This is a genomic window from Nonomuraea sp. NPDC049269 (genome assembly GCF_043197155.1).
Classification (GTDB): domain Bacteria; phylum Actinomycetota; class Actinomycetes; order Streptosporangiales; family Streptosporangiaceae; genus Nonomuraea.
Genome location: NZ_JBICSO010000008.1, coordinates 169,863 through 187,461, shown reverse-complemented (window position 1 = coordinate 187,461; position 17,599 = coordinate 169,863). Strand labels below are relative to the sequence as shown.

Below are 17,599 nucleotides of genomic sequence, written 5' to 3'. Positions count from 1 at the left end.
GAATTCATCAGTCTGTCGGTGGCGGGAGCTATACAGGGGGTATGACTGAGAGGCCGTCAAACGAGGACTTCCTCCGGCAGGCTGATCCGCTGCGGCGTGAGTTGCTGGCGCACTGCTACCGCATGCTGGGGTCGGTGCACGACGCCGAGGACCTCGTCCAGGAGACCTACCTGCGCGCGTGGCGCGCTTACGACGGGTTCGAGGGGCGTTCGTCGCTGCGTACCTGGCTCTATCGCATCGCCACGACGGCCTGCCTGACGGCGCTCGACAGCCGGAGCAGGAGGCCGCTGCCGACCGGGCTCGGCGCGCCGGCGTCCGAGGCGACCGGCCCTCTGGTCGAGGGGGATGAGGTGCCGTGGCTGGAGCCCATACCCGACGGGATGGTCGGCGCCGGGGCCGGTGACCCCGCCGCCATCGTCACCTCGCGTGACAGCATCCGGCTCGCGCTCGTCGCCGCGCTGCAGCACCTGCCGCCCCGGCAGCGGGCGGTGCTGATCCTGCGCGACGTGCTCAAGTGGCGGGCCGCGGAGGTGGCCGAGGTGCTCGACACCACGACCGTCGCCGTCAACAGCAGCCTGCAGCGCGCCCGGGCCCAGCTCGACGAGGTGTCGCCGAGCCTCGACGACCCGGTCGAGCCGTTGACGGCCGAGCAGCGGGCCCAGCTCGACCGCTATGTGGCGGCGTTCCAGAACTACGACGTGGCGGGCATCGTGGAGCTGTTCACGAAGGACGCGGTCTGGGAGATGCCGCCGTTCACCGGCTGGTATCAGGGTGCCGACAACATCGGCCGGCTCATCGCGACCAACTGCCCCGCGAAGCAGCCCGGCGATCTGCGGCTGGTGCCGATCGAGGCGAACGGGCAGCCGGCGTTCGGGATGTACCTGCGGCGCGGCGACGTCTACGAGGCGTTCGGGCTGCCGGTGCTCACGTTCACCGGCTCGCGGGTCAGCCATGTCGCGATGTTCTTCGACCTCGGCCTCTTCGACACCTTCGGGCTGCCTCACACACTGAGCGGGACTTCCACCGGAAACTAGAACGCGTTACAGTCACGACCGGAGCATCGTTCTGGAGGCGACTGTGGGCACACCGGTGATCGTCGAGGCCGTCCGCACCCCCATCGGCAAGCGCGGCGGCTGGCTGGCCGAGCTCAAACCGCAGCAGGTGCTGGCCACCGCGCTCAACGGCCTGATCGAGCGGTCCGGGATCGACCCGGCGATCGTCGAGCAGGTCTTCGCCGGGTGCGTGACCCAGGCGGGCGAGCAGGGCGGGCATGTGGGGCGGCACTCCTGGCTGTACGCGGGCCTGCCGTACCAGGCGGGGGTGACCACGGTCGACGCGCAGTGCGGATCGTCGCAGCAGGCCGTGCACCTGGCGGCGGCGATGATCCAGGCCGGCGTGATCGACGTGGGCATCGGGTGCGGGGTCGAGGTGATGAGCCGGGCGCCGCTCGGCAGCAACGTCCTGCCCGCCAAGCCGAAGCCCGACGACTGGAACATCGACCTGCCCGACCAGTTCACCGCGGCCGAGCGGATCGCGGAGCGGCGCGGGCTGACCCGCGAGCGGCTCGACTGGTTCGGGGCGCGCTCGCAGCAACTGGCCGCCAAGGCGTGGGCCGACGGGCGGTTCGAGCGGGAGATCGTGCCCGTCGGGCAGGTACGCAGGGACCAGGGCTTACGCGAGACCACCGTCGACGGGCTCGCCAGGCTCAAGCCGGTGCTGGGCGAGAACGGCAGGCACACCGCGGGCACCTCGTCGCAGATCTCCGACGGCGCCGCCGCGGTGCTGGTGATGGGCGAGGAGACGGCCGCGCGGTACGGCCTGCGGCCCCGGGCGCGGATCCTGGCCCAGGCCCTCGTCGGCGCGGAGCCGTACTTCCACCTCGACGGGCCGGTGGACGCGACGGCGAAGGTGCTCGCGACGGCCGGGATGGCGATCGGCGACATCGACAGGTTCGAGGTGAACGAGGCGTTCGCGTCGGTCGTGCTGTCGTGGGCGAGCGTGCACGAGCCCGACTTCGACCGCGTCAACGTGAACGGCGGCGCGATCGCACTCGGCCACCCCGTGGGCGCCACGGGGGCACGGCTGCTCACGACGGCGCTGCACGAGCTGGAGCGCTCCGACTCGACGACCGCGCTGGTCACGATGTGCGCGGGCGGCGCACTGGCCACGGCCACGATCCTCGAGCGCATCACGTGACCCACCCCGGTTGAAATCCGGTACCAATCTCACGTTCCTTTCCCGCACACTCGACCGAGAACCAGCACGCTCAACGGGGGACACTGGATGAAGACGACCCGGCGCAGGCCGTACGCCGAGCAGCGCCCGCAGGACCTCGGCGGCGGGGTGTGGAGCGTGCCCGTGCCGATCCCCGGCAACCCGCTCGGCTACACACTCGTCTACGCCGTCGACTCCCCCAAGGGCCCCGTGCTGGTCGACGCCGGCTGGAACCACCCGGACGCCTGGGCGGCCCTCAGCGGCGGCCTGCGGACGCTCGGCCTCGACGTGACCGCGGTCCGAGGCGTGGTCGTCACCCACTTCCACCCCGACCACGCCGGGCTGGCCGGACAGGTCAGGGCGGAGTCCGGCGCCTGGATCGCGATGCACGAAGCGGACGCCGCGCTGGTCAGGCTCATGCACAGCTTCGCCGACGGCGAGCACCGTGACTTCCAGGCCGAGATGCTCCGGCGGGCGGGCGCCGGGCAGGACGACGTGGCGGTCGCGACGGCCGGCCGCCCGGACACGCCCGCACTGCCCGACCGCGAGCTGCGCGACGGCGACCTGGTCGACCTGCCGGGCCGAAAGCTGCGGGCCGTGCACACACCGGGCCACACCCCCGGCCACATCTGCCTGCACCTGGAGGACGCCGACCGCCTCTTCACCGGCGACCATGTCCTCCCCGACATCACCCCCCACGTCGGGATTTATCCCTATGACCGGGATGATGTTGATCCTTTGGGTGATTTCCTGGAGTCCCTGGACCGCGTCGGCGAGTTGGGCCCGCTGGACGCGCTGCCCGCCCATGAGTGGATATTTCCAGATGTAGCCGCGCGCGCCGCCGAGATCCGCCACCATCACGAGGAGAAGCTCCAGCGGCTCGGCGCCCTTCTGTCCGAGCGCGCGGAACCGCTGACCATCTGGGAGACCGCCGCGATGATGACCTGGAACCGGCCCTGGGACGACCTGTCCCCCGTACTTCGCGGCATGGCCGCGGGCGAGGCCGCGGCGCACCTGCGCACGCTGGAGGCGCGTGGCGCGATCCGCCGCGTCCCCGGAGTCGATACGGTGCGCTTCCAGGCCCTAGAATCCTAGACATCCGATGTCTAGGGAGAAAAGCGTGGCGGTCACCGACGCGGCCATCGACAAGATCAAGCAAATGATTCTCTCGGGCGAGCTCACGCCCGGCGACCGGCTGCCGAAAGAGGCCGACCTGGCCGAGCGGCTCGGCCTGTCGCGCAACTCGCTCCGTGAGGCCGTACGCGCGCTGGCGCTGATCAACGTCCTCGACGTACGTCAGGGCGACGGCACCTACGTCACCAGCCTCGAGCCGCGCCTGCTGCTCGACACCATGTCCTTCGTGCTCGACCTGCACCGTGACGACACGGTGATCCAGTTCTTCGAGGTACGCCGCATCCTGGAGCCCGCGGCGACGGCGATGGCGACCGAGCAGATGACCGACGCGGAGGTCGACGAGCTCCGGGTGATCCTGGAGTCGCTGCCCGCCGCGCCCACGGTGGAGGAGCTCGTGGCCAACGACCTCGACTTCCACCACCGGATCGCGCGGGGTTCGGGCAACAGCGTGCTCTGCTCGTTCATCGAGAGCCTGTCCGGGCCGACGACCCGGGCGCGGATCTGGCGCGGGCTGACCCAGGAGGGCGCGATGGAGAAGACGCGGGAGCAGCACACCGCGATCTACGAGGCCATCGCCACCCGCCAGCCCGACGTGGCGCGCTCCTGGGCCACGGTGCACATCGCGGGAGTGGAATCCTGGCTGCGCAAGGCCCTCGACTAGGGGTAGAAACCCTGCGTGCCCGACAAACTGGAGAAATATCGCAGTAAACGCGACGCCAGCCGTACCCCCGAGCCCGTCCCCGGCGCGGCCCCCGAGCCGGGCGACGGCGCGGCGTTCGTGATCCAGGAGCACCACGCCCGCTCCCTGCACTGGGACCTGCGGCTGGAGCGCGACGGCGTGCTCGTCTCGTGGGCGGTCCCCAAGGGGCTGCCCGCCGATCCGAGCACCAACCACCTGGCCGTGCACACCGAGGACCACCCGATGGAGTACCTCGACTTCCACGGCGAGATCCCCAAGGGCGAGTACGGCGGCGGCACGATGACGGTCTGGGACCGCGGCACGTACGAGACGGAGAAGTGGTCCGACCGCGAGGTCAAGGTCGTGCTGCGAGGCTCGCGGGCCTCGGGGCGGTTCGTGCTGTTCCAGACGGACGGCAAGAACTGGATGATCCACCGCATGGACCCGCCCTCCCGCGACCCCCTGCCCCCGCTCGACCCGATGCTCCCGGTCGAACGGACCCGGCTGCCGCGCGACGCGGACGGCCACGCGTTCGAGTTCGCCTGGGGCGGGGAACGCGTGCTGGTGCCGATCGACGGCGGGCGTACGGAGGCAGCGCGGCGGTATCCGTGGCTGCGCCCGCTCGCGGCGTCGTTCGGCAGCCGCGCGGCGGTGCTGGACGGCGAGGTCGTCACGCTGGCGGGCGCGGAGGTCCTGGTCTGCTACGACCTCCTCTACGACGACGGTCACTCACTGGTCGCGCTGCCGTACACGGCCCGCCGCGCGGCCCTCGAAGCGCTCGGGCTGGCGACCGCCCGCTGGCAGACCGCCCCCGCATGGCCGGGCCAGGCCAAGCCGGTACGGCAGGCGGCCCGCGAGCAGGGGCTGCCCGGCGTGGTCGCCAAGCGCCTGGACTCCCCCTACGAGCCGGGAGAGTCCAAGTCCTGGATCTTCGTCCCCGCCTGACGATCTTCACCCCCGTAGGGCGCCGACCGGTTCGTCGGGTGTGAAGTGCAGGGCGGGCATGGCGTCCGGCGTGAAGACGTCGTCCAGACGCCAGGTCGCGTAGCGGTGCTCGCACGGCGGGCCGGTCGCGATGGACAGGACGCGCTCGTCGAGGTCCATCACGATCGAGTACACCGTGGTGGACAGGTCGGCCTCCGCGGCGGCCGGATCGCGGTGGCGGCAGATCCCGTCGGGGAAGGAGAAGTGGTCGCGCAGCGCGGCCACGATGTCCTCGACGGTCAGCGCCCGTACCCGGGCCGCGTCCTCCAGCAGGTGACGGATCCGCGCGGGCCGCAGCAGCGTCAACGCCGAGGCCGCCACCTTCTCGTCGTGCAGCGGGAGCGGGCACTGGAAGTGGTTGGAATGCGCCAGCAGGCCGTCCTCCGGCAACAGGTGCCCGAACACGCCGGGCGCCACCTCCAGATCGATCGCCTCGCCTCCGGCGTCGGCGATGAGCACGTTCCCCGAGGAGACGCGGGTGACGTTCAGCGTCCTGCGCAGCGCGGTGCTCATCCGTGGCGCGTTCAGCACCCCGCGCAGCAGATAGTGGTACGGCACGCCCTCGCCCCCGGTGTCCCGGTCGGAGACGAGCAGGTTGGCGCAGACCCCGAGGCCCGCGGAGTTCAGCCCGCTCTTGGCCAGCATGCCCGCCTCGGCCAGCGTGAGCACCGAGAAGCCCTCGGTGTCGCGGGTCGCCAGCAGGAACGTGACGGGTCCCTGCTCGGGGTGCCAGTCCCAGTTCTGCGCGAGCAGGGTGTGGTCGTCGCGCGTGTACTGCGGCAGCACCGCCAACGAGGTACAGCCCTCGTCGTGGTAGCCGGTGCCGTAGAGCAGCTCGGTGCGCGCGTTGAGCGCCGTGATGTGCTCGACGCGCCTGCCCGCGCCCTCGGCCAGTCCCTCCAGCATCTCCGCGATCGTACGGTCGTAATCGCGCGCCACACGGAGATAGGTGGCGCCCCAGCGCAGCACGTCCGCGTCCGACAGCCCCGCGTCGTCGCGGAACCTGCGCAGGTACGTCGCCAGACTCCGCTCGACGAGATCGCTGGTCCTGCGGCCGATCTCGGCCCCCATCTCACGGGGCGTCCCTTCGACGGCGACGAGCGGCGGGCCCGCCGCCGGGTTGGGCTGGCCGTATTCGATCATGAATCCTCCAGTCGTCGGAACGCGCTGCGCACCTAGAAGCTGCCCCGGTTCAGCAGCCCCATTACCGGCCTGCCCAGAATCCGGGATTGGCCGGGGAATGCGACGGCAACCGATTGCGTCGTTCAGGGACCGAACGGGTCCGAGGCTATGCCGCACCGGTGGCGCCCTGGCGGGGTCTCTACGGGACCGGCGACCAATTCGTCACGATCATGGCGGCCAGCGCGTCATGAAGGTAGCGACCAACGCGTCATGGAAGTGGCGACCAGAACGTCACGATCATGGCGACCAGCGCGCCATCAGCGGCTGTTCGTGAGATGCTCAAGCCGTGGTCAGCAATGCGATGAACGGCGTCATTCCGCGTCATGCCGAACGTGCTGTGACCGAGGCTCTGGCGGACACTCGAGTCGTCTTCATCAACGGGGCTCGTCAGTGCGGCAAAAGCACGCTGGTACGAGTGGTCGCCAAAGGCCGGACCGCCGAGTGGCGAGACCTCGACACCGTGATCAACCGACAGGCAGCCACGGCCGATCCCGAGGGATTCGTGGCATTCCCGGATCTGATGGTCATCGACGAGATCCAGCGCGTGCCCGATCTACTGCTCGCCATCAAGTCGCAAGTCGACCGGGACCCAAGGCCGGGCCGTTACCTTTTGACCGGCTCGTCCCGCCTACTGGGTCTACGAGGACTGCCCGACACGCTTCCCGGACGGATGCAGACCATCGAGCTCTGGCCCTTCTCCCAGGGCGAGATCGACGGCACGCCCGATGGTTTCGTGGACGCCGTTTTCGCCGAAGGCGCCGAGTTGCATCACACGTCCGGCATTTCGCGAGGCGACTACGCCGAACGACTCGTCAGAGGCGGTTTCCCCGAGGCTGTCGCTCGGCCGACGGCCAAGCGCAGGCAACACTTCTTCGACTCGTACGTGGGCGACCTGATCGCGCGCGATGTCAGCCAACTGGTGGAGATCGAACGGACCACCGAAATGCGGGCCTTGATTCGGCTGGTCGCGGCCCGCTCCGGCCAGCTCCTGGTCGGCACCGGTCTGAGCAACGAGCTCGGCATCTCGGCCAGCACCGTCCGCCGCCATCTCGCCCTGTTGGAAGAGGTGTTCCTGATCAAGCGCATCCCCGCGTGGTCGAGGAACGTCAGCAATCGGGCCGTCGGAACACCCAAAGTCGCCTACGTCGACTCCGGCATAGCCGCGAACCTGGTCGGCGCCGACGCGCGCAGCCTGGTCCGGCCGGGCAGCCTGTTCGGCTCCTTGCTGGAGGGGTTCGTGCTGATGGAGCTCGCCCGCCAATTGACGTGGTCGTCGGAAAGAGTGGAGCTGTTCCACTTCAGGACCAAGGACAAGATCAAAGTCGACGCGGTTCTCGAGAACCGGCAGGGCCAGGTGATCGGGATCGAGGTGAAGGCCGCGTCAACCGTACGAGGTGAGGATTTCAGGGGGCTGAGGCATCTGGCTGACCGACTCGGGGACGACTTCGTCGCGGGCCTCGTGCTCTACACCGGCGATCAGACCTACTCGTTCGGAGACCGGATGCGAGCGATGCCGGTGAGTGCATTGTGGGAGATCGGTTAGGTGGATACTCAGGGGATGCGGATTTCCGAAATATCGCCTGATGGTGAGTCGGTGGGGCCTCGGTTGCTGGCTGTTCAGCATGCTGCTTACGCGATCGAGGCGAAGATCATCGGTGATGATCGTATTCCTCCGTTGAGTGAGACGCTCGAGGAGTTGCGGGCGCAGCCGTTGCGGTGGGCAGGGGCGTTCGACGAGGGTGAGCTGCTGGTCGGGGCCGTCGCGTGGGAGGAGACGGTGGATGAGGTGGACATCAACCGGCTGGTGGTCGATCCCGGGGCGCATCGGCGGGGAGTGGGCCGGGCGCTGGTCGAGAAGGTCATGAGCCGGGCGGATGGCCGCAGGATCGTGGTGTCGACCGGCCGGGACAACACTCCGGCGCGGCGGCTGTACGAGCGGCTGGGGTTCGCCGGCCTCGACGAGGTGGAGGTGATCCCGGGGCTGTGGATCGCCAACTACGCCTACGGCGGCTGAGCCAACCACCCTTGCCGGGCTCGTCGATGCCTGCGGTCACGGAGCCAGGTACGTCTGCCGGTGGATCTCCTACCGGGCCAGGAAGCGGGCCGCCCAGCATCAGGCTGCATAGCGGACCATAGACGCACAATGCCGAAGGGCACCGGGCCGACCGGTAATTGTGCGCAGACCGCGCGAGGCAGCGGAGCGACTCTGCGAGGACAGGGAACCGTGCTCCCCGAAGATCGGGGAGGTCCCCACGCGCCCACTACTCAGAGAAGGCTCTCTTGCCTATCGCGACAAAACGCACCTGGGTCACCGTCATCTCGCTGGTTCTCACACTGTCCGCCGTCATCGTGACGGTGCCGGCCAGTGCCTCATCCGCCAACATCCCCGACTACGAGGTCGTATTCGACACGAGCGGCAACACCTCGGGCAACAAGGGCGCCGATGTCACCTGCCCTTCGGGCACACGCGTGCTCGGCACAGGAGCCGAGATCATGGGCCCGAGCGGCGACGTCGTCATCGACGAGGTGGTACCGACGACGTACACGGTCAGCGCGTTCGGGATAGAGACCGGAGCGGGCACCTCGTCCTCCTGGATGATCCGCGTGTGGGCCGTCTGCGGCGACCCGGACGAGGCGACCAGGATTGTCAGCCGGACCGCCCCGCGGAACGGGCTGCTCCCCCTGACCGTCACCTGCGACCCCGGTGAGTTTCTGCTCGGCAACGGCTACCGGCTGGACGGAGCGGGCGGCAAGGCCGTCGTCGACTACATCAAGCCGCAGCTCAACGCGGTTCACGGCCACGCGACGTGGATCTCCTCATCGGCAGCACCGTATTGGACGCTCGAGATGTTCGCGATATGCGCGGAAGACGCACCACCGGGGCTGTGGATCTACAGCGACTCCACCGTGAACAGCCCGGCCCCCACCCTGCCCAGCAAGGAGCTCGACGTGGCCTGCGGCGGCGCCGGTGACAGGCAGGTGGTCCTGGGGACCGGGTTCGCCGTCCAGGACGAGATCGGATCCATCCCGATCACCGACATCACCCTCGACTATCTGGTCCCGAGCCGCGAGAAGGTCGAGGCCAAGGCGGCGGAGGTGGTGCCCGACAGCAGGTACTGGAACCTCGTGGTCTACGCGATCTGCGCCTACGAGGACTGACACCGCAGAGATCAGTGCGGACCCAGGCCCTGCATGCCTACCTGAGCTGCCGAAACGCTAACGCCCGCCACCGGGATGTCCTGGCAGCCGAACGACGTGAGCGCGTCCGAATCCGCTGCGAGAGGGGCATCCGCTGGGGGACGCCCGCAGAGGCTCCGTCGGGTCGGCGACGAGGCCACGGTCGTCGTCACCGAAATCGACTGCCTCAACACGGCGAACCTCTGCGGTCACAGCATTAGCTCGATCGTGGGAGAAGGTCCTCGGCCTCCAGTTCCGACCACAGGTTGTCGGGGACCGGGCGATCCCAGAGTGTGGCGTTCGTCGCGACCTCCTCCGGTGAGCGGGCGCCGATGACGATGGACGCGACCGCCGGATGCCGGAGCGGGAAGGCCATGGCCGCCTGCGGGAGCGCCACGCCGTACCTCTCGCAGATCTTGGCGATCCGTCTGGCGCGGCCGAGGATCTCGGCGGGGGCGGGCTCGTAGTCGTAGGTGCCCGAGGGGGTGGAGGTGGCCAGCAGGCCGCTGTTGAAGACGCCCGCCGCCAGCACCCGTACGCCCTGGTCGGCGCAGGCGTCCAGCAGTGGGAGCCCCGACTGGTCGAGCAGGGTGTAGCGGCCGGCCAGCATGACCACGTCGATGTCGGTCTCCTGGACGAACCGCAACGGCACCTGCCACTGGTTCATGCCGATGCCGACCGCGCCGATCACGCCCTGTGAGCGGAGTTCGGCCAGGGCGGGGTACGCCTCGGTGAGCGCCTGGTCGACGTGGTCGTCCGGGTCGTGGATCAGGGCGATGTCGACGCGGTCCAGGCCGAGGCGTTCGAGGGACTCCTCCAGCGATCTCCGTACGCCGTCGCGTGAGAAGTCCCAGACGCGCTCGAAGGCAGCCGGTACGTCGAAGCCCTGCTCGTCCCGGCCGACCCCGCCGGAGGGGACGAGCAGGCGGCCGACCTTGGTCGAGAGCACGTAGCCCTGGCGACCGGCGAGCGCGGCGCCGAGACGGCGTTCCGACAGGCCGACCCCGTAGTGCGGGGCCGTGTCGTACAGGCGCACGCCATGAGACCAGGCGGCGTCCACGGTCGCGCGCGCCTGCTCGTCGCTGACCGCCTGGTAGAGCCCGGCGATCGGCGCCGCCCCGAAGCCGTGGCTGGGCAGCTTGATCACGCCGTCCCTCAAAGCGTCCGTCGTCACGTCATCTCCCAGACCAGCGGCAGCGTTCCGGCGCCCTTGTCGAAGTCGCCGTCGAGCAGCCGGTTCATCTGGATCTGCCACGCCTGGTCGGCGGGATCGTCCTTGAGCGCCGCCTGCAGCGCGGCGTAGTCGTCGACCTCCACGAAATGGAACAGGTCGAGTCCGTCGCGGAAGATCCGCCAGGAGTGCACACCGTTCGCCCGCATGACCGTTTCCAGCTCGGCGGGGATCCGCGCGTGCTCCCGGTCGTATGTCGCCTCGTTACCGGGTTTGAGCCGGGTACGCAGTGCGATCCGTTCCATCAGTCCTGGGCCTTTCCGCCGGCGATGCGGCTGATGATGAGAGCGATCAAAATGATGCAGCCATAGACGACCGGCTGCCAGAAGCCGGAGACGCCCTTGAGCGTCAGGATGTTCTGGACGAGGCCGATCACCAGCACGCCGGTGAGCGCGCCGAGGATCGTGCCCTTGCCGCCGTCCATGCTGACGCCGCCGATGACGGCCGCGGCGAACACCATGAAGATCCAGCCCACGCCCTGGTTGGAGCCGATGGCGCCGAGCCGCCCGGTCTCCAGGACGCCGGCCAGCGCGGCCAACGTGCCACCGAGGATGAACACGCCCCAGAGCACCCGGTCCACCCGGATGCCCGCCGCCCGCGCCGCGTCGGCGTTGCCGCCGATCGCGTAGAGCGCGCGGCCGAGCCGTAAGTAGCCGAGCCCGGCGATGCCCGCCGCGAACAGCACGGCCGCGATCCAGATCGCCGCGGGCAGTCCGAACCAGGTGGCGCTGCCCAGATAGAGAATGGATTCGGGCAGCTCGAACAGCGTCTTGCCCTCGGTGGGGCCCAGTTGCAGGCCGTGCACGATGATCAGCATGGCCAGCGTGACGATGAACGCCGACAGCTGAAACTTGATGATCAGGAACCCGTTGAACACCCCGATCGCCGCCCCGACCAGCAGGCAGAGCGGGATCACCAACGGCCCGGGCAGGCCGAGCCCGAACCCACCGGCCGACGCCGGGATCACCAGCATCACCGCGATCGCCGGGGCCATGCCGACCGTCGACTCCAGCGACAGGTCGAACTTGCCGGCGATCAGGATCAGCGCCTCGGCCAGCACCAGCAGCGAGATCGACGCCTGCTGCTGGAGCACGTTCGTCAGGTTGCCGACCGACAGGAAGATCGGGTCCAGGAACGCGCCCACGACGAGCAGGATCAGGATCACCGGCACCAGCGTCAGGTCCCGGAACCTGGCGAGGCGCACCCGAGGGGGCGGCGCGGTCAGTGTTGTCACTCTTGTCGTGGTCACTCTTCGATGCCTTCCATCACGGCCACGAGCTCGTGGTCGGTCCACCCACGCGGCATGTCCTTCACGACCCTGCCGTGGAACATCACCAGCACCCGATCGCAGATGCGAAGGTCGTCGAGCTCGTCGGAGATCAGCACGGCCCCGGCTCCCCGCTCGACCGCGTCCTCGACGGCGCCGAGCAGGGCCTGTTTGGCCTTGACGTCGACGCCGGCGGTCGGGTTGATCACCACCAGCGCGGCCGGGTTGTCGACGAGCGCCCGCGCGAACACCACTTTCTGCGCGTTCCCTCCTGACAGGTCGCCGACGGGCTGGTCGGGCCCCTCGGTCTTGATGTCGAGCTCCCTGATCAGCTGTACGGCCTTGCTCCTGCGTCTCGCCGGTGAGATGACGCCGTACCTGCCGAGCTTGCGGGCGATCGGCAGCGTGCCGTTCTCCCCGACCGACAGCAGGGGGACGAAACCCTCGCGGTTGCGGTCCTCGGGCACGAAGCCGAGGCCCGCGCCCAGCGCGGCCGGGACGTCGCCCGGTCTGACCCGGGTGCCGTTGACCGTGACCGTGCCCGAGTCCGGTTTGTGCAGGCCGACCAGGGTCTCGGCCAGGCCGACCTTGCCGCTGCTGCCGGATCCGGCCAGGCCGACCACCTCGCCCGCCCGGACGGCCAGATCCACCGTCTGGAAGCGGCCGGCCAGCGACAGGCTCTCGGCCGACAGGACCACGGTGGCGTTCGCCGCGCCGCGGGTCCTGGCCTCGTACGCCGTCGTGGCCTCGCCCGTCATCGCCGCGACCAGTTCGTCGTGCGGCAGCGCGGCGACCGGTCTGGTCATGACCTGCCGGGCGTCGCGGAAGACCGTGACGCTCTGGCAGATCTCGTACACCTCATCGAGGTGGTGGGAGATGTACATCATCGTCACGCCCTGCTCGCGCAGCGCCCGCATGCGGGCGAACAGCCGCTCGATGGCCGGGCCGTCCAGCCGGGCGGTCGGTTCGTCGAGGATGATGAACCGCGCGCCGAACGACAGCGCGCGGGCGATCTCCACGAGCTGGCGCTGTTCGACGTTGAGATCACCCGCGAGCGCCTCCGCGTCCACGTCCACCTCGTACGTGCTGAGCAGGTCGCGGGCCTTTGCCCGGAGTGTCCGCCAATTGATCAGCCCGTTGGCGGTCTGGCGGTTGAGGAACAGGTTCTCGGCGACGGTCAGCGCCGGGATGATCGTCGACTTCTGGTACACGCAGGCGACCCGCTGCCGCCAGGCGTCGCGGTCGGCGAGGGCGGGCGCCGCCTCTCCCGAGAACAGCACCTCGCCCTCGTCCGGCCGCTGGAGCCCGGTGAGGATCGACACCAGGGTGGACTTTCCCGCGCCGTTCCTGCCGACGAGCGCGTGGGTCTCCCCCTCGGCGATCGTGATGCCCGCGCCGTTCAGCGCGACGGTCGGACCGAAGCGCTTCACGATATTTCGAGCTTCAACGTGATTTTTCATCACTTGACCTGGTTGCCCCAAAGGCTCTTGTCGTCCACATTGTCCTTCGTGACGAGCGGGGCGGGAAGCTGGTCCTCCAGGCCGTTCGGCAGCTGGATGATCGTGCTGTCGTGGTCGGTCGGCCCCGGCTTGAAGGTCTTGCCGTCGATCGCCGCTTTCGCGTAGTAGAGGGCGTACTTCGCGTACAGGTCGGCGGGCTGTGACACCGTGGCGTCGATGTCGCCCTTGCGGATCGCCTCGAACTCCTGCGGAATGCCGTCGTTCGACACCACGAACACGTGCTTCGCGTCGGTCGGCGGGACGAGCAGGCCCTTCTGCTTCAGCACCTGCAGCGTCGGGGCCAGGTGCACGCCACCCGCATGCATGTAGATCCCCTTGATGTCGGGGTTCTGCTCAAGCCTGGTCTGCAGCATGGACGCGGCCTTGCTGCCCTCCCACTCGGTCGGCTCCTCGAAGACCGTGATCCCGGGGAACTTGGTCTTCATGCACTCGCGGAACGCCTCGGCCCGGTCCCGCCCGTTGATCGAGCTCAGGGAGCCCATCAGCTGGACGACCTTGCCCTTCCCGCCGAGCTTCTCGCCGAGGAACTCGCAGGCTTTCGTCCCGTACGCCCGGTTGTCCGCGCGTACGACCATGTAGACCTGACCCTTGTCCGGCCTGGTGTCGACGGTCACGACGGGGATCTTCTTGTTCGCCAGCGTCTGGAGGGTCGTGGCGATCGCGCCGGTGTCCTGGGGGGCCATGACGATCGCCTTGGCCCCCTGGCCGATCAGCGCCTGAACGTTGTTGACCAGCTTGGTCACGTCGTTCTGCGAGTTGGTGGCGGGCATCAGGTCGACCTTGAGCTCGCTCGCCATCTGCGGGACGTACTTGATGTAGGAGTTCCAGAAGTCGGAGTCGGCGCGCGGGTGGTCGATGCCGATCTTCCCACCTCCTCCGCCGCCGCCTCCGCCTGTCGTCTGAGCTCCGGAACCGCACGCGGTGATGACCGCGAGGAGGGCCGCGCCTGCGGCTAAAGGACCTAGCTTCATGGTGGGGGGTTACCTTCCTCGAATGCCTTGCCTTGCCTGACGGGCCCTCGAATGCTTAGTTGACAGGCCGCAGCCGGAGTCCCTGCATGCCTCCGTCGACCGCGAGCGAGGTCCCGGTCGTGGCCCCGGCGTCGGGCCCGGCCAGGTAGGCGATCGCCGCGGCCACCTCCTCCGCGCTGACCAGGCGGCCCATCGGCTGCCTGGCGTTGAGCGCCTTCCGCTCCGCCACCGGGTCGTCGGCCGAGTCGAGCAGCCTGCCGACCCACGGGGTGTCCGCGGTGCCCGGGTTGACGCAGTTGACCCTGATGCCCTCCCGTACGTGGTCCGCCGCCATCGCCAGCGTGAGCGACAGGACCGCGCCCTTGGTGGCGCTGTAGAGCGCCCGGTTCGGCAGGCCCGCGGTGGCCGCGATCGAGCACGTGTTGACCACCGCCGCGTGCTCCGACTGCCGGAGGTACGGCAACGCCGCCCGGGTCACGCGGACCATGCCGAAGACGTTGACGTCGAACGCCTTCTGCCACTCGCTGTCCGGGTTGTCCTCGACGGTGCCCTGCGCCCCGATGCCCGCGTTGTTGACCACCACGTCGATGCCGCCGAGCCGCTCGGCCGCCTCGGCCACGGCCGCGCGTACGCCGGCGTCGTCCGTGACGTCCACCTTGATGCCGATGAACGGGTCGCCGGGCGGGTTCACGTCGAGACAGGCGACCTTCATGCCGCGCTCGGCCAGTAACGTGGCGGTGGCCAGGCCGATGCCGGAGCCGCCGCCGGTGACGATCGCTTTGAGACTCATGCGTCCCTCCAGATTTCGCCGCCGGGGAAGGTGTGGGCGGCGATCGATTCGGGGTGCATCGCCGCGCTGAAGCCCGGCGCGCTGGGGGCGGCGTAGCGGCCGTCCACGATGACCACGGGGTCGACGAAGTGCTCGTGCAGGTGGTCGACGTACTCGATCACCCGGTTCTCCATCGTGCCGCTCACCGCCACGTAGTCGAACATCGACAGGTGCTGCACCAGCTCGCACAGCCCGACGCCGCCGGCGTGCGGGCAGACCGGGATGCCGAACCTGGCCGCGAGCAGCAGGATCGCGATGTTTTCGTTAACACCGCCGACCCGGGCAGAGTCCAGTTGCAGGTATGAGATAGCACCCGCCTGCAGGAGCTGCTTGAACACGATCCGGTTCTGCACGTGCTCGCCGGTGGCCACCGGGATCGGCTTGATGCCCTCGGCGATGGCGGCGTGGCCCAGCACGTCGTCGGGGCTGGTCGGCTCCTCCACCCAGTGCGGGTTGAACGGTTTGAGAGCGTTCACCCAGTCGATGGCGGCGGGCACGTCCCAGCGCTGGTTGGCGTCGATCGCGATCGGGAAGTCGGCCCCGCACACCTCGCGGGCCACCCGGAAACGTCGGATGTCGTCGTCGAGGTCGGCGCCCACCTTGAGCTTGATCTGGCCGAAGCCGGCATCGAGCGCCTCTTTGCACAGCCTGCGCAGCTTGTCGTCGTCGTACCCGAGCCAGCCCGGCGAGGTGGTGTAGGCGGGGTACCCCTCACGCTTGATGTGTTCGACCCGCTCCCCCTTCCCCTTTTCGGCCTTTTTCAGGATTTCTAGGGCTTGTTCGGGCGTCAGCACGTCGCTCAGGTACCGGAAGTCGATGAGATCGACGATCTGCTCGGGCGTCAGCTCGGACAGCAGCAGCCAGAGCGGCTTGCCCGCCCGCTTCGCCTTCAGGTCCCACAGCGCGTTGACCACGGCGGAGATCGCCATGTGCATGACGCCCTTCTCGGGGCCCAGCCAGCGCAGCTGCGAGTCGTAGACCATCTCCTTGTAGAGGGCGCCCAGGTCCTCGACGTCCCGGCCGATCACGTAGGACTCGAGGGCGCTGATCGCCGCGGTCTGCACGTCGTTGCCGCGCCCGATGGTGAACGCGAACCCGTGCCCCGCGTAGCCGTCGTCGGTCTTGAGGACCACGTAGGCGGCGGAGTAGTCGGGGTCGGGGTTCATGGCGTCGGAGCCGTCCAGCTCACGGGACGTGGGAAAGCGGATGTCGTGCGTCTCCAACTCCACGATCCGGTAGCCGCTGGGTTCGGTGGGAGTCGTCATGCCTGGCCCACCGTCTGGCGCTGACGGCCGAGCCCCTCGATCTCCAGCTCCATCACGTCACCCGCCCGCAGGTAGGGCTGGCCGGGCATCCCCATGGCCACCCCGGCCGGCGTGCCGGTGTTGATCACGTCACCCGGATCGAGCACCATGAACTGGCTCAGATACCGGACGATCTCCGCCACGTCGAAGATCATGTTCTTCGTGACGCCGTCCTGACGCACCTCACCGTTCACCGACAGCCGCATGGCCAGGTTCTGCGGGTCGGGCACCTCGTCGGCGGTCACCAGCCACGGCCCGAGCGGATTGAACGTCTCGCACGACTTGCCCTTGTCCCACTGGCCACCCCGCTCCAGCTGGAACTCCCGCTCGGAGACATCGTTGGCCACCGCGTACCCCGCGATGACCTCGCGCGCCTCCTCCCGGCTGCCCAGGTAGCGGGCCCGCTTACCGATGATGACGGCCAGCTCCACCTCCCAGTCGGTCTTCAGGCTGTTGCGCGGCACGAGCACCTCGTCGTACGGGCCGACCATGGTGTTGGCGGCCTTCATGAAGACCACCGGCTCCGACGGAACCTCCGCGCCGGACTCGGCCGCGTGGTCGCTGTAGTTCAGGCCAATACAGACGATCTTGCCTGGCCGCGCGACAGGAGCGCCGACCCGCAGCCCCTCGGCCGCGATCACCGGCAGCGCATCGCGCTCGAGCGCGTCGCGGACGCGCGCTACTCCCCCGGAAGCGAGGAAAGCCCCATCGATCTCGGGCTCTCCGATGTCGCGCAGGTTGCCGGCGCCATCCATCACCACCGGGCGCTCCTGGCCGACAGGTCCTACTCGCAGCAGCTTCACACCGCATCCTTAGGTTATACATCCGATGTATCTAGCCCCGATGCTGGTCGGCCTCGGTGGGGCCTGTCAAGCCTTCACGCGCCGATACATCGGATCCGTGAAATCGGTCTTACGGCGAAGCCGCACTACAAACGGTTGCAATGGCGGGCAAAGAGCTGACATGCCTGACAGATTTCTGTCATACTAGCCGCATACATCGGATGGCATGCCGTCCACATGCCGGACTCCTTTCACCGGTACAACGGGTAGATCCTCGGATGTCTAGCGCGAATCGCTAGGCGGAGCCGAGGACATCCACCCCGCA

17 protein-coding genes and 1 pseudogene are annotated in these 17,599 nt (G+C 68.9%); 9 read left to right on the top strand and 9 right to left on the bottom strand.

The genetic code is table 11. The features are described 5' to 3' along the window. Positions 1 to 41 precede the first annotated feature (41 nt). From ACGFNP_RS40270 to ACGFNP_RS40250, 5 genes are all read left to right on the top strand, one after another. Positions 42 to 1,034 (top strand): sigma-70 family RNA polymerase sigma factor, encoded by a 993-nt coding sequence (locus ACGFNP_RS40270; RefSeq protein WP_358337096.1) that lies wholly within the window; start codon positions 42 to 44, stop codon positions 1,032 to 1,034. Positions 1,035 to 1,077: 43 nt separating this feature from the next. Beyond that, complete coding sequence (locus ACGFNP_RS40265; protein WP_393327876.1) at positions 1,078 to 2,196, top strand: steroid 3-ketoacyl-CoA thiolase; 1,119 nt, start codon at positions 1,078 to 1,080, stop codon at positions 2,194 to 2,196. An 87-nt stretch (positions 2,197 to 2,283) separates the two neighbouring features. Beyond that, complete coding sequence (locus tag ACGFNP_RS40260; RefSeq protein ID WP_358337090.1) at positions 2,284 to 3,309, top strand: MBL fold metallo-hydrolase; 1,026 nt, start codon at positions 2,284 to 2,286, stop codon at positions 3,307 to 3,309. A gap of 25 nt (positions 3,310 to 3,334) precedes the next feature. Continuing rightward, positions 3,335 to 4,009, top strand: a complete 675-nt coding sequence (locus tag ACGFNP_RS40255; protein ID WP_358337087.1) for a FadR/GntR family transcriptional regulator — start codon at positions 3,335 to 3,337, stop codon at positions 4,007 to 4,009. A gap of 15 nt (positions 4,010 to 4,024) precedes the next feature. Beyond that, entirely contained in the window at positions 4,025 to 4,972 is a 948-nt protein-coding gene (locus ACGFNP_RS40250) for a DNA polymerase ligase N-terminal domain-containing protein (protein WP_393327872.1), read from the top strand. 6 nt (positions 4,973 to 4,978) lie between these two features. Here the strand turns inward: ACGFNP_RS40250 and ACGFNP_RS40245 are convergent, their stop codons facing one another. Next, the gene (locus ACGFNP_RS40245) at positions 4,979 to 6,154 is read right to left on the bottom strand and encodes a C45 family autoproteolytic acyltransferase/hydolase (RefSeq protein ID WP_393327869.1); all 1,176 of its coding nucleotides are present in this window, start codon (positions 6,152 to 6,154) and stop codon (positions 4,979 to 4,981) included. A gap of 325 nt (positions 6,155 to 6,479) precedes the next feature. Here ACGFNP_RS40245 and ACGFNP_RS40240 point away from each other — a divergent pair, with 325 nt between their 5' ends. From ACGFNP_RS40240 to ACGFNP_RS40225, 4 genes and pseudogenes are all read left to right on the top strand, one after another. After that, entirely contained in the window at positions 6,480 to 7,736 is a 1,257-nt protein-coding gene (locus ACGFNP_RS40240) for an ATP-binding protein (protein WP_393327866.1), read from the top strand. A 132-nt stretch (positions 7,737 to 7,868) separates the two neighbouring features. Continuing rightward, positions 7,869 to 8,207 (top strand): GNAT family N-acetyltransferase, encoded by a 339-nt coding sequence (locus tag ACGFNP_RS40235; protein ID WP_393327863.1) that lies wholly within the window; start codon positions 7,869 to 7,871, stop codon positions 8,205 to 8,207. A 266-nt stretch (positions 8,208 to 8,473) separates the two neighbouring features. Beyond that, a complete protein-coding gene (locus tag ACGFNP_RS40230) occupies positions 8,474 to 9,352 on the top strand; it encodes a hypothetical protein (protein ID WP_358337072.1) in 879 nt (292 codons plus the stop codon). A gap of 14 nt (positions 9,353 to 9,366) precedes the next feature. Then, positions 9,367 to 9,492 (top strand): annotated as a pseudogene (locus ACGFNP_RS40225) (IS630 family transposase); the annotation flags it as partial. Between the two features lie 95 nt (positions 9,493 to 9,587). Here the strand turns inward: ACGFNP_RS40225 and ACGFNP_RS40220 are convergent. Genes ACGFNP_RS40220 through ACGFNP_RS40185 form a run of 8 tightly spaced genes read right to left on the bottom strand, consistent with a single transcriptional unit; the run spans position 9,588 to position 17,295 of the window. Next, the gene (locus tag ACGFNP_RS40220) at positions 9,588 to 10,544 is read right to left on the bottom strand and encodes an aldo/keto reductase (protein ID WP_393327859.1); all 957 of its coding nucleotides are present in this window, start codon (positions 10,542 to 10,544) and stop codon (positions 9,588 to 9,590) included. Beyond that, complete coding sequence (locus tag ACGFNP_RS40215; protein WP_358337066.1) at positions 10,541 to 10,846, bottom strand: L-rhamnose mutarotase; 306 nt, start codon at positions 10,844 to 10,846, stop codon at positions 10,541 to 10,543. Before ACGFNP_RS40215 ends, ACGFNP_RS40220 begins: the two co-directional genes overlap by 4 nt. Next, positions 10,846 to 11,835 (bottom strand): ABC transporter permease, encoded by a 990-nt coding sequence (locus tag ACGFNP_RS40210; RefSeq protein WP_358337063.1) that lies wholly within the window; start codon positions 11,833 to 11,835, stop codon positions 10,846 to 10,848. Before ACGFNP_RS40210 ends, ACGFNP_RS40215 begins: the two co-directional genes overlap by 1 nt. 11 nt (positions 11,836 to 11,846) lie before the next feature. Then, positions 11,847 to 13,298, bottom strand: coding sequence for a sugar ABC transporter ATP-binding protein (locus ACGFNP_RS40205; protein ID WP_393327856.1), 1,452 nt, complete (start codon positions 13,296 to 13,298; stop codon positions 11,847 to 11,849). 29 nt (positions 13,299 to 13,327) lie between these two features. After that, positions 13,328 to 14,359, bottom strand: coding sequence for a sugar ABC transporter substrate-binding protein (locus ACGFNP_RS40200; protein WP_393327853.1), 1,032 nt, complete (start codon positions 14,357 to 14,359; stop codon positions 13,328 to 13,330). A 55-nt stretch (positions 14,360 to 14,414) separates the two neighbouring features. Continuing rightward, positions 14,415 to 15,149: an SDR family NAD(P)-dependent oxidoreductase gene (locus ACGFNP_RS40195; RefSeq protein ID WP_393327850.1), complete on the bottom strand. Its 735-nt coding sequence runs from the start codon at positions 15,147 to 15,149 to the stop codon at positions 14,415 to 14,417. Then, the gene (locus ACGFNP_RS40190) at positions 15,146 to 16,453 is read right to left on the bottom strand and encodes an L-fuconate dehydratase (RefSeq protein ID WP_393327848.1); all 1,308 of its coding nucleotides are present in this window, start codon (positions 16,451 to 16,453) and stop codon (positions 15,146 to 15,148) included. The genes ACGFNP_RS40195 and ACGFNP_RS40190 overlap by 4 nt, the downstream gene beginning before the upstream one ends. Next, positions 16,450 to 17,295, bottom strand: a complete 846-nt coding sequence (locus ACGFNP_RS40185; RefSeq protein ID WP_358337047.1) for a fumarylacetoacetate hydrolase family protein — start codon at positions 17,293 to 17,295, stop codon at positions 16,450 to 16,452. The genes ACGFNP_RS40190 and ACGFNP_RS40185 overlap by 4 nt, the downstream gene beginning before the upstream one ends. Positions 17,296 to 17,599 lie beyond the last annotated feature (304 nt).

What these genes read in the sequence shown, in the direction of transcription:
- ACGFNP_RS40270 (WP_358337096.1), top strand. Translation starts at nt 42, where the DNA reads ATGACTGAGAGGCCGTCAAACGAGGACTTCCTCCGGCAGGCTGATCCG.
- ACGFNP_RS40260 (WP_358337090.1), top strand. Translation starts at nt 2,284, where the DNA reads ATGAAGACGACCCGGCGCAGGCCGTACGCCGAGCAGCGCCCGCAGGAC.
- ACGFNP_RS40245 (WP_393327869.1), bottom strand. Translation starts at nt 6,154, where the DNA reads ATGATCGAATACGGCCAGCCCAACCCGGCGGCGGGCCCGCCGCTCGTC.
- ACGFNP_RS40215 (WP_358337066.1), bottom strand. Translation starts at nt 10,846, where the DNA reads ATGGAACGGATCGCACTGCGTACCCGGCTCAAACCCGGTAACGAGGCG.
- ACGFNP_RS40200 (WP_393327853.1), bottom strand. Translation starts at nt 14,359, where the DNA reads ATGAAGCTAGGTCCTTTAGCCGCAGGCGCGGCCCTCCTCGCGGTCATC.
- ACGFNP_RS40195 (WP_393327850.1), bottom strand. Translation starts at nt 15,149, where the DNA reads ATGAGTCTCAAAGCGATCGTCACCGGCGGCGGCTCCGGCATCGGCCTG.
- ACGFNP_RS40190 (WP_393327848.1), bottom strand. Translation starts at nt 16,453, where the DNA reads ATGACGACTCCCACCGAACCCAGCGGCTACCGGATCGTGGAGTTGGAG.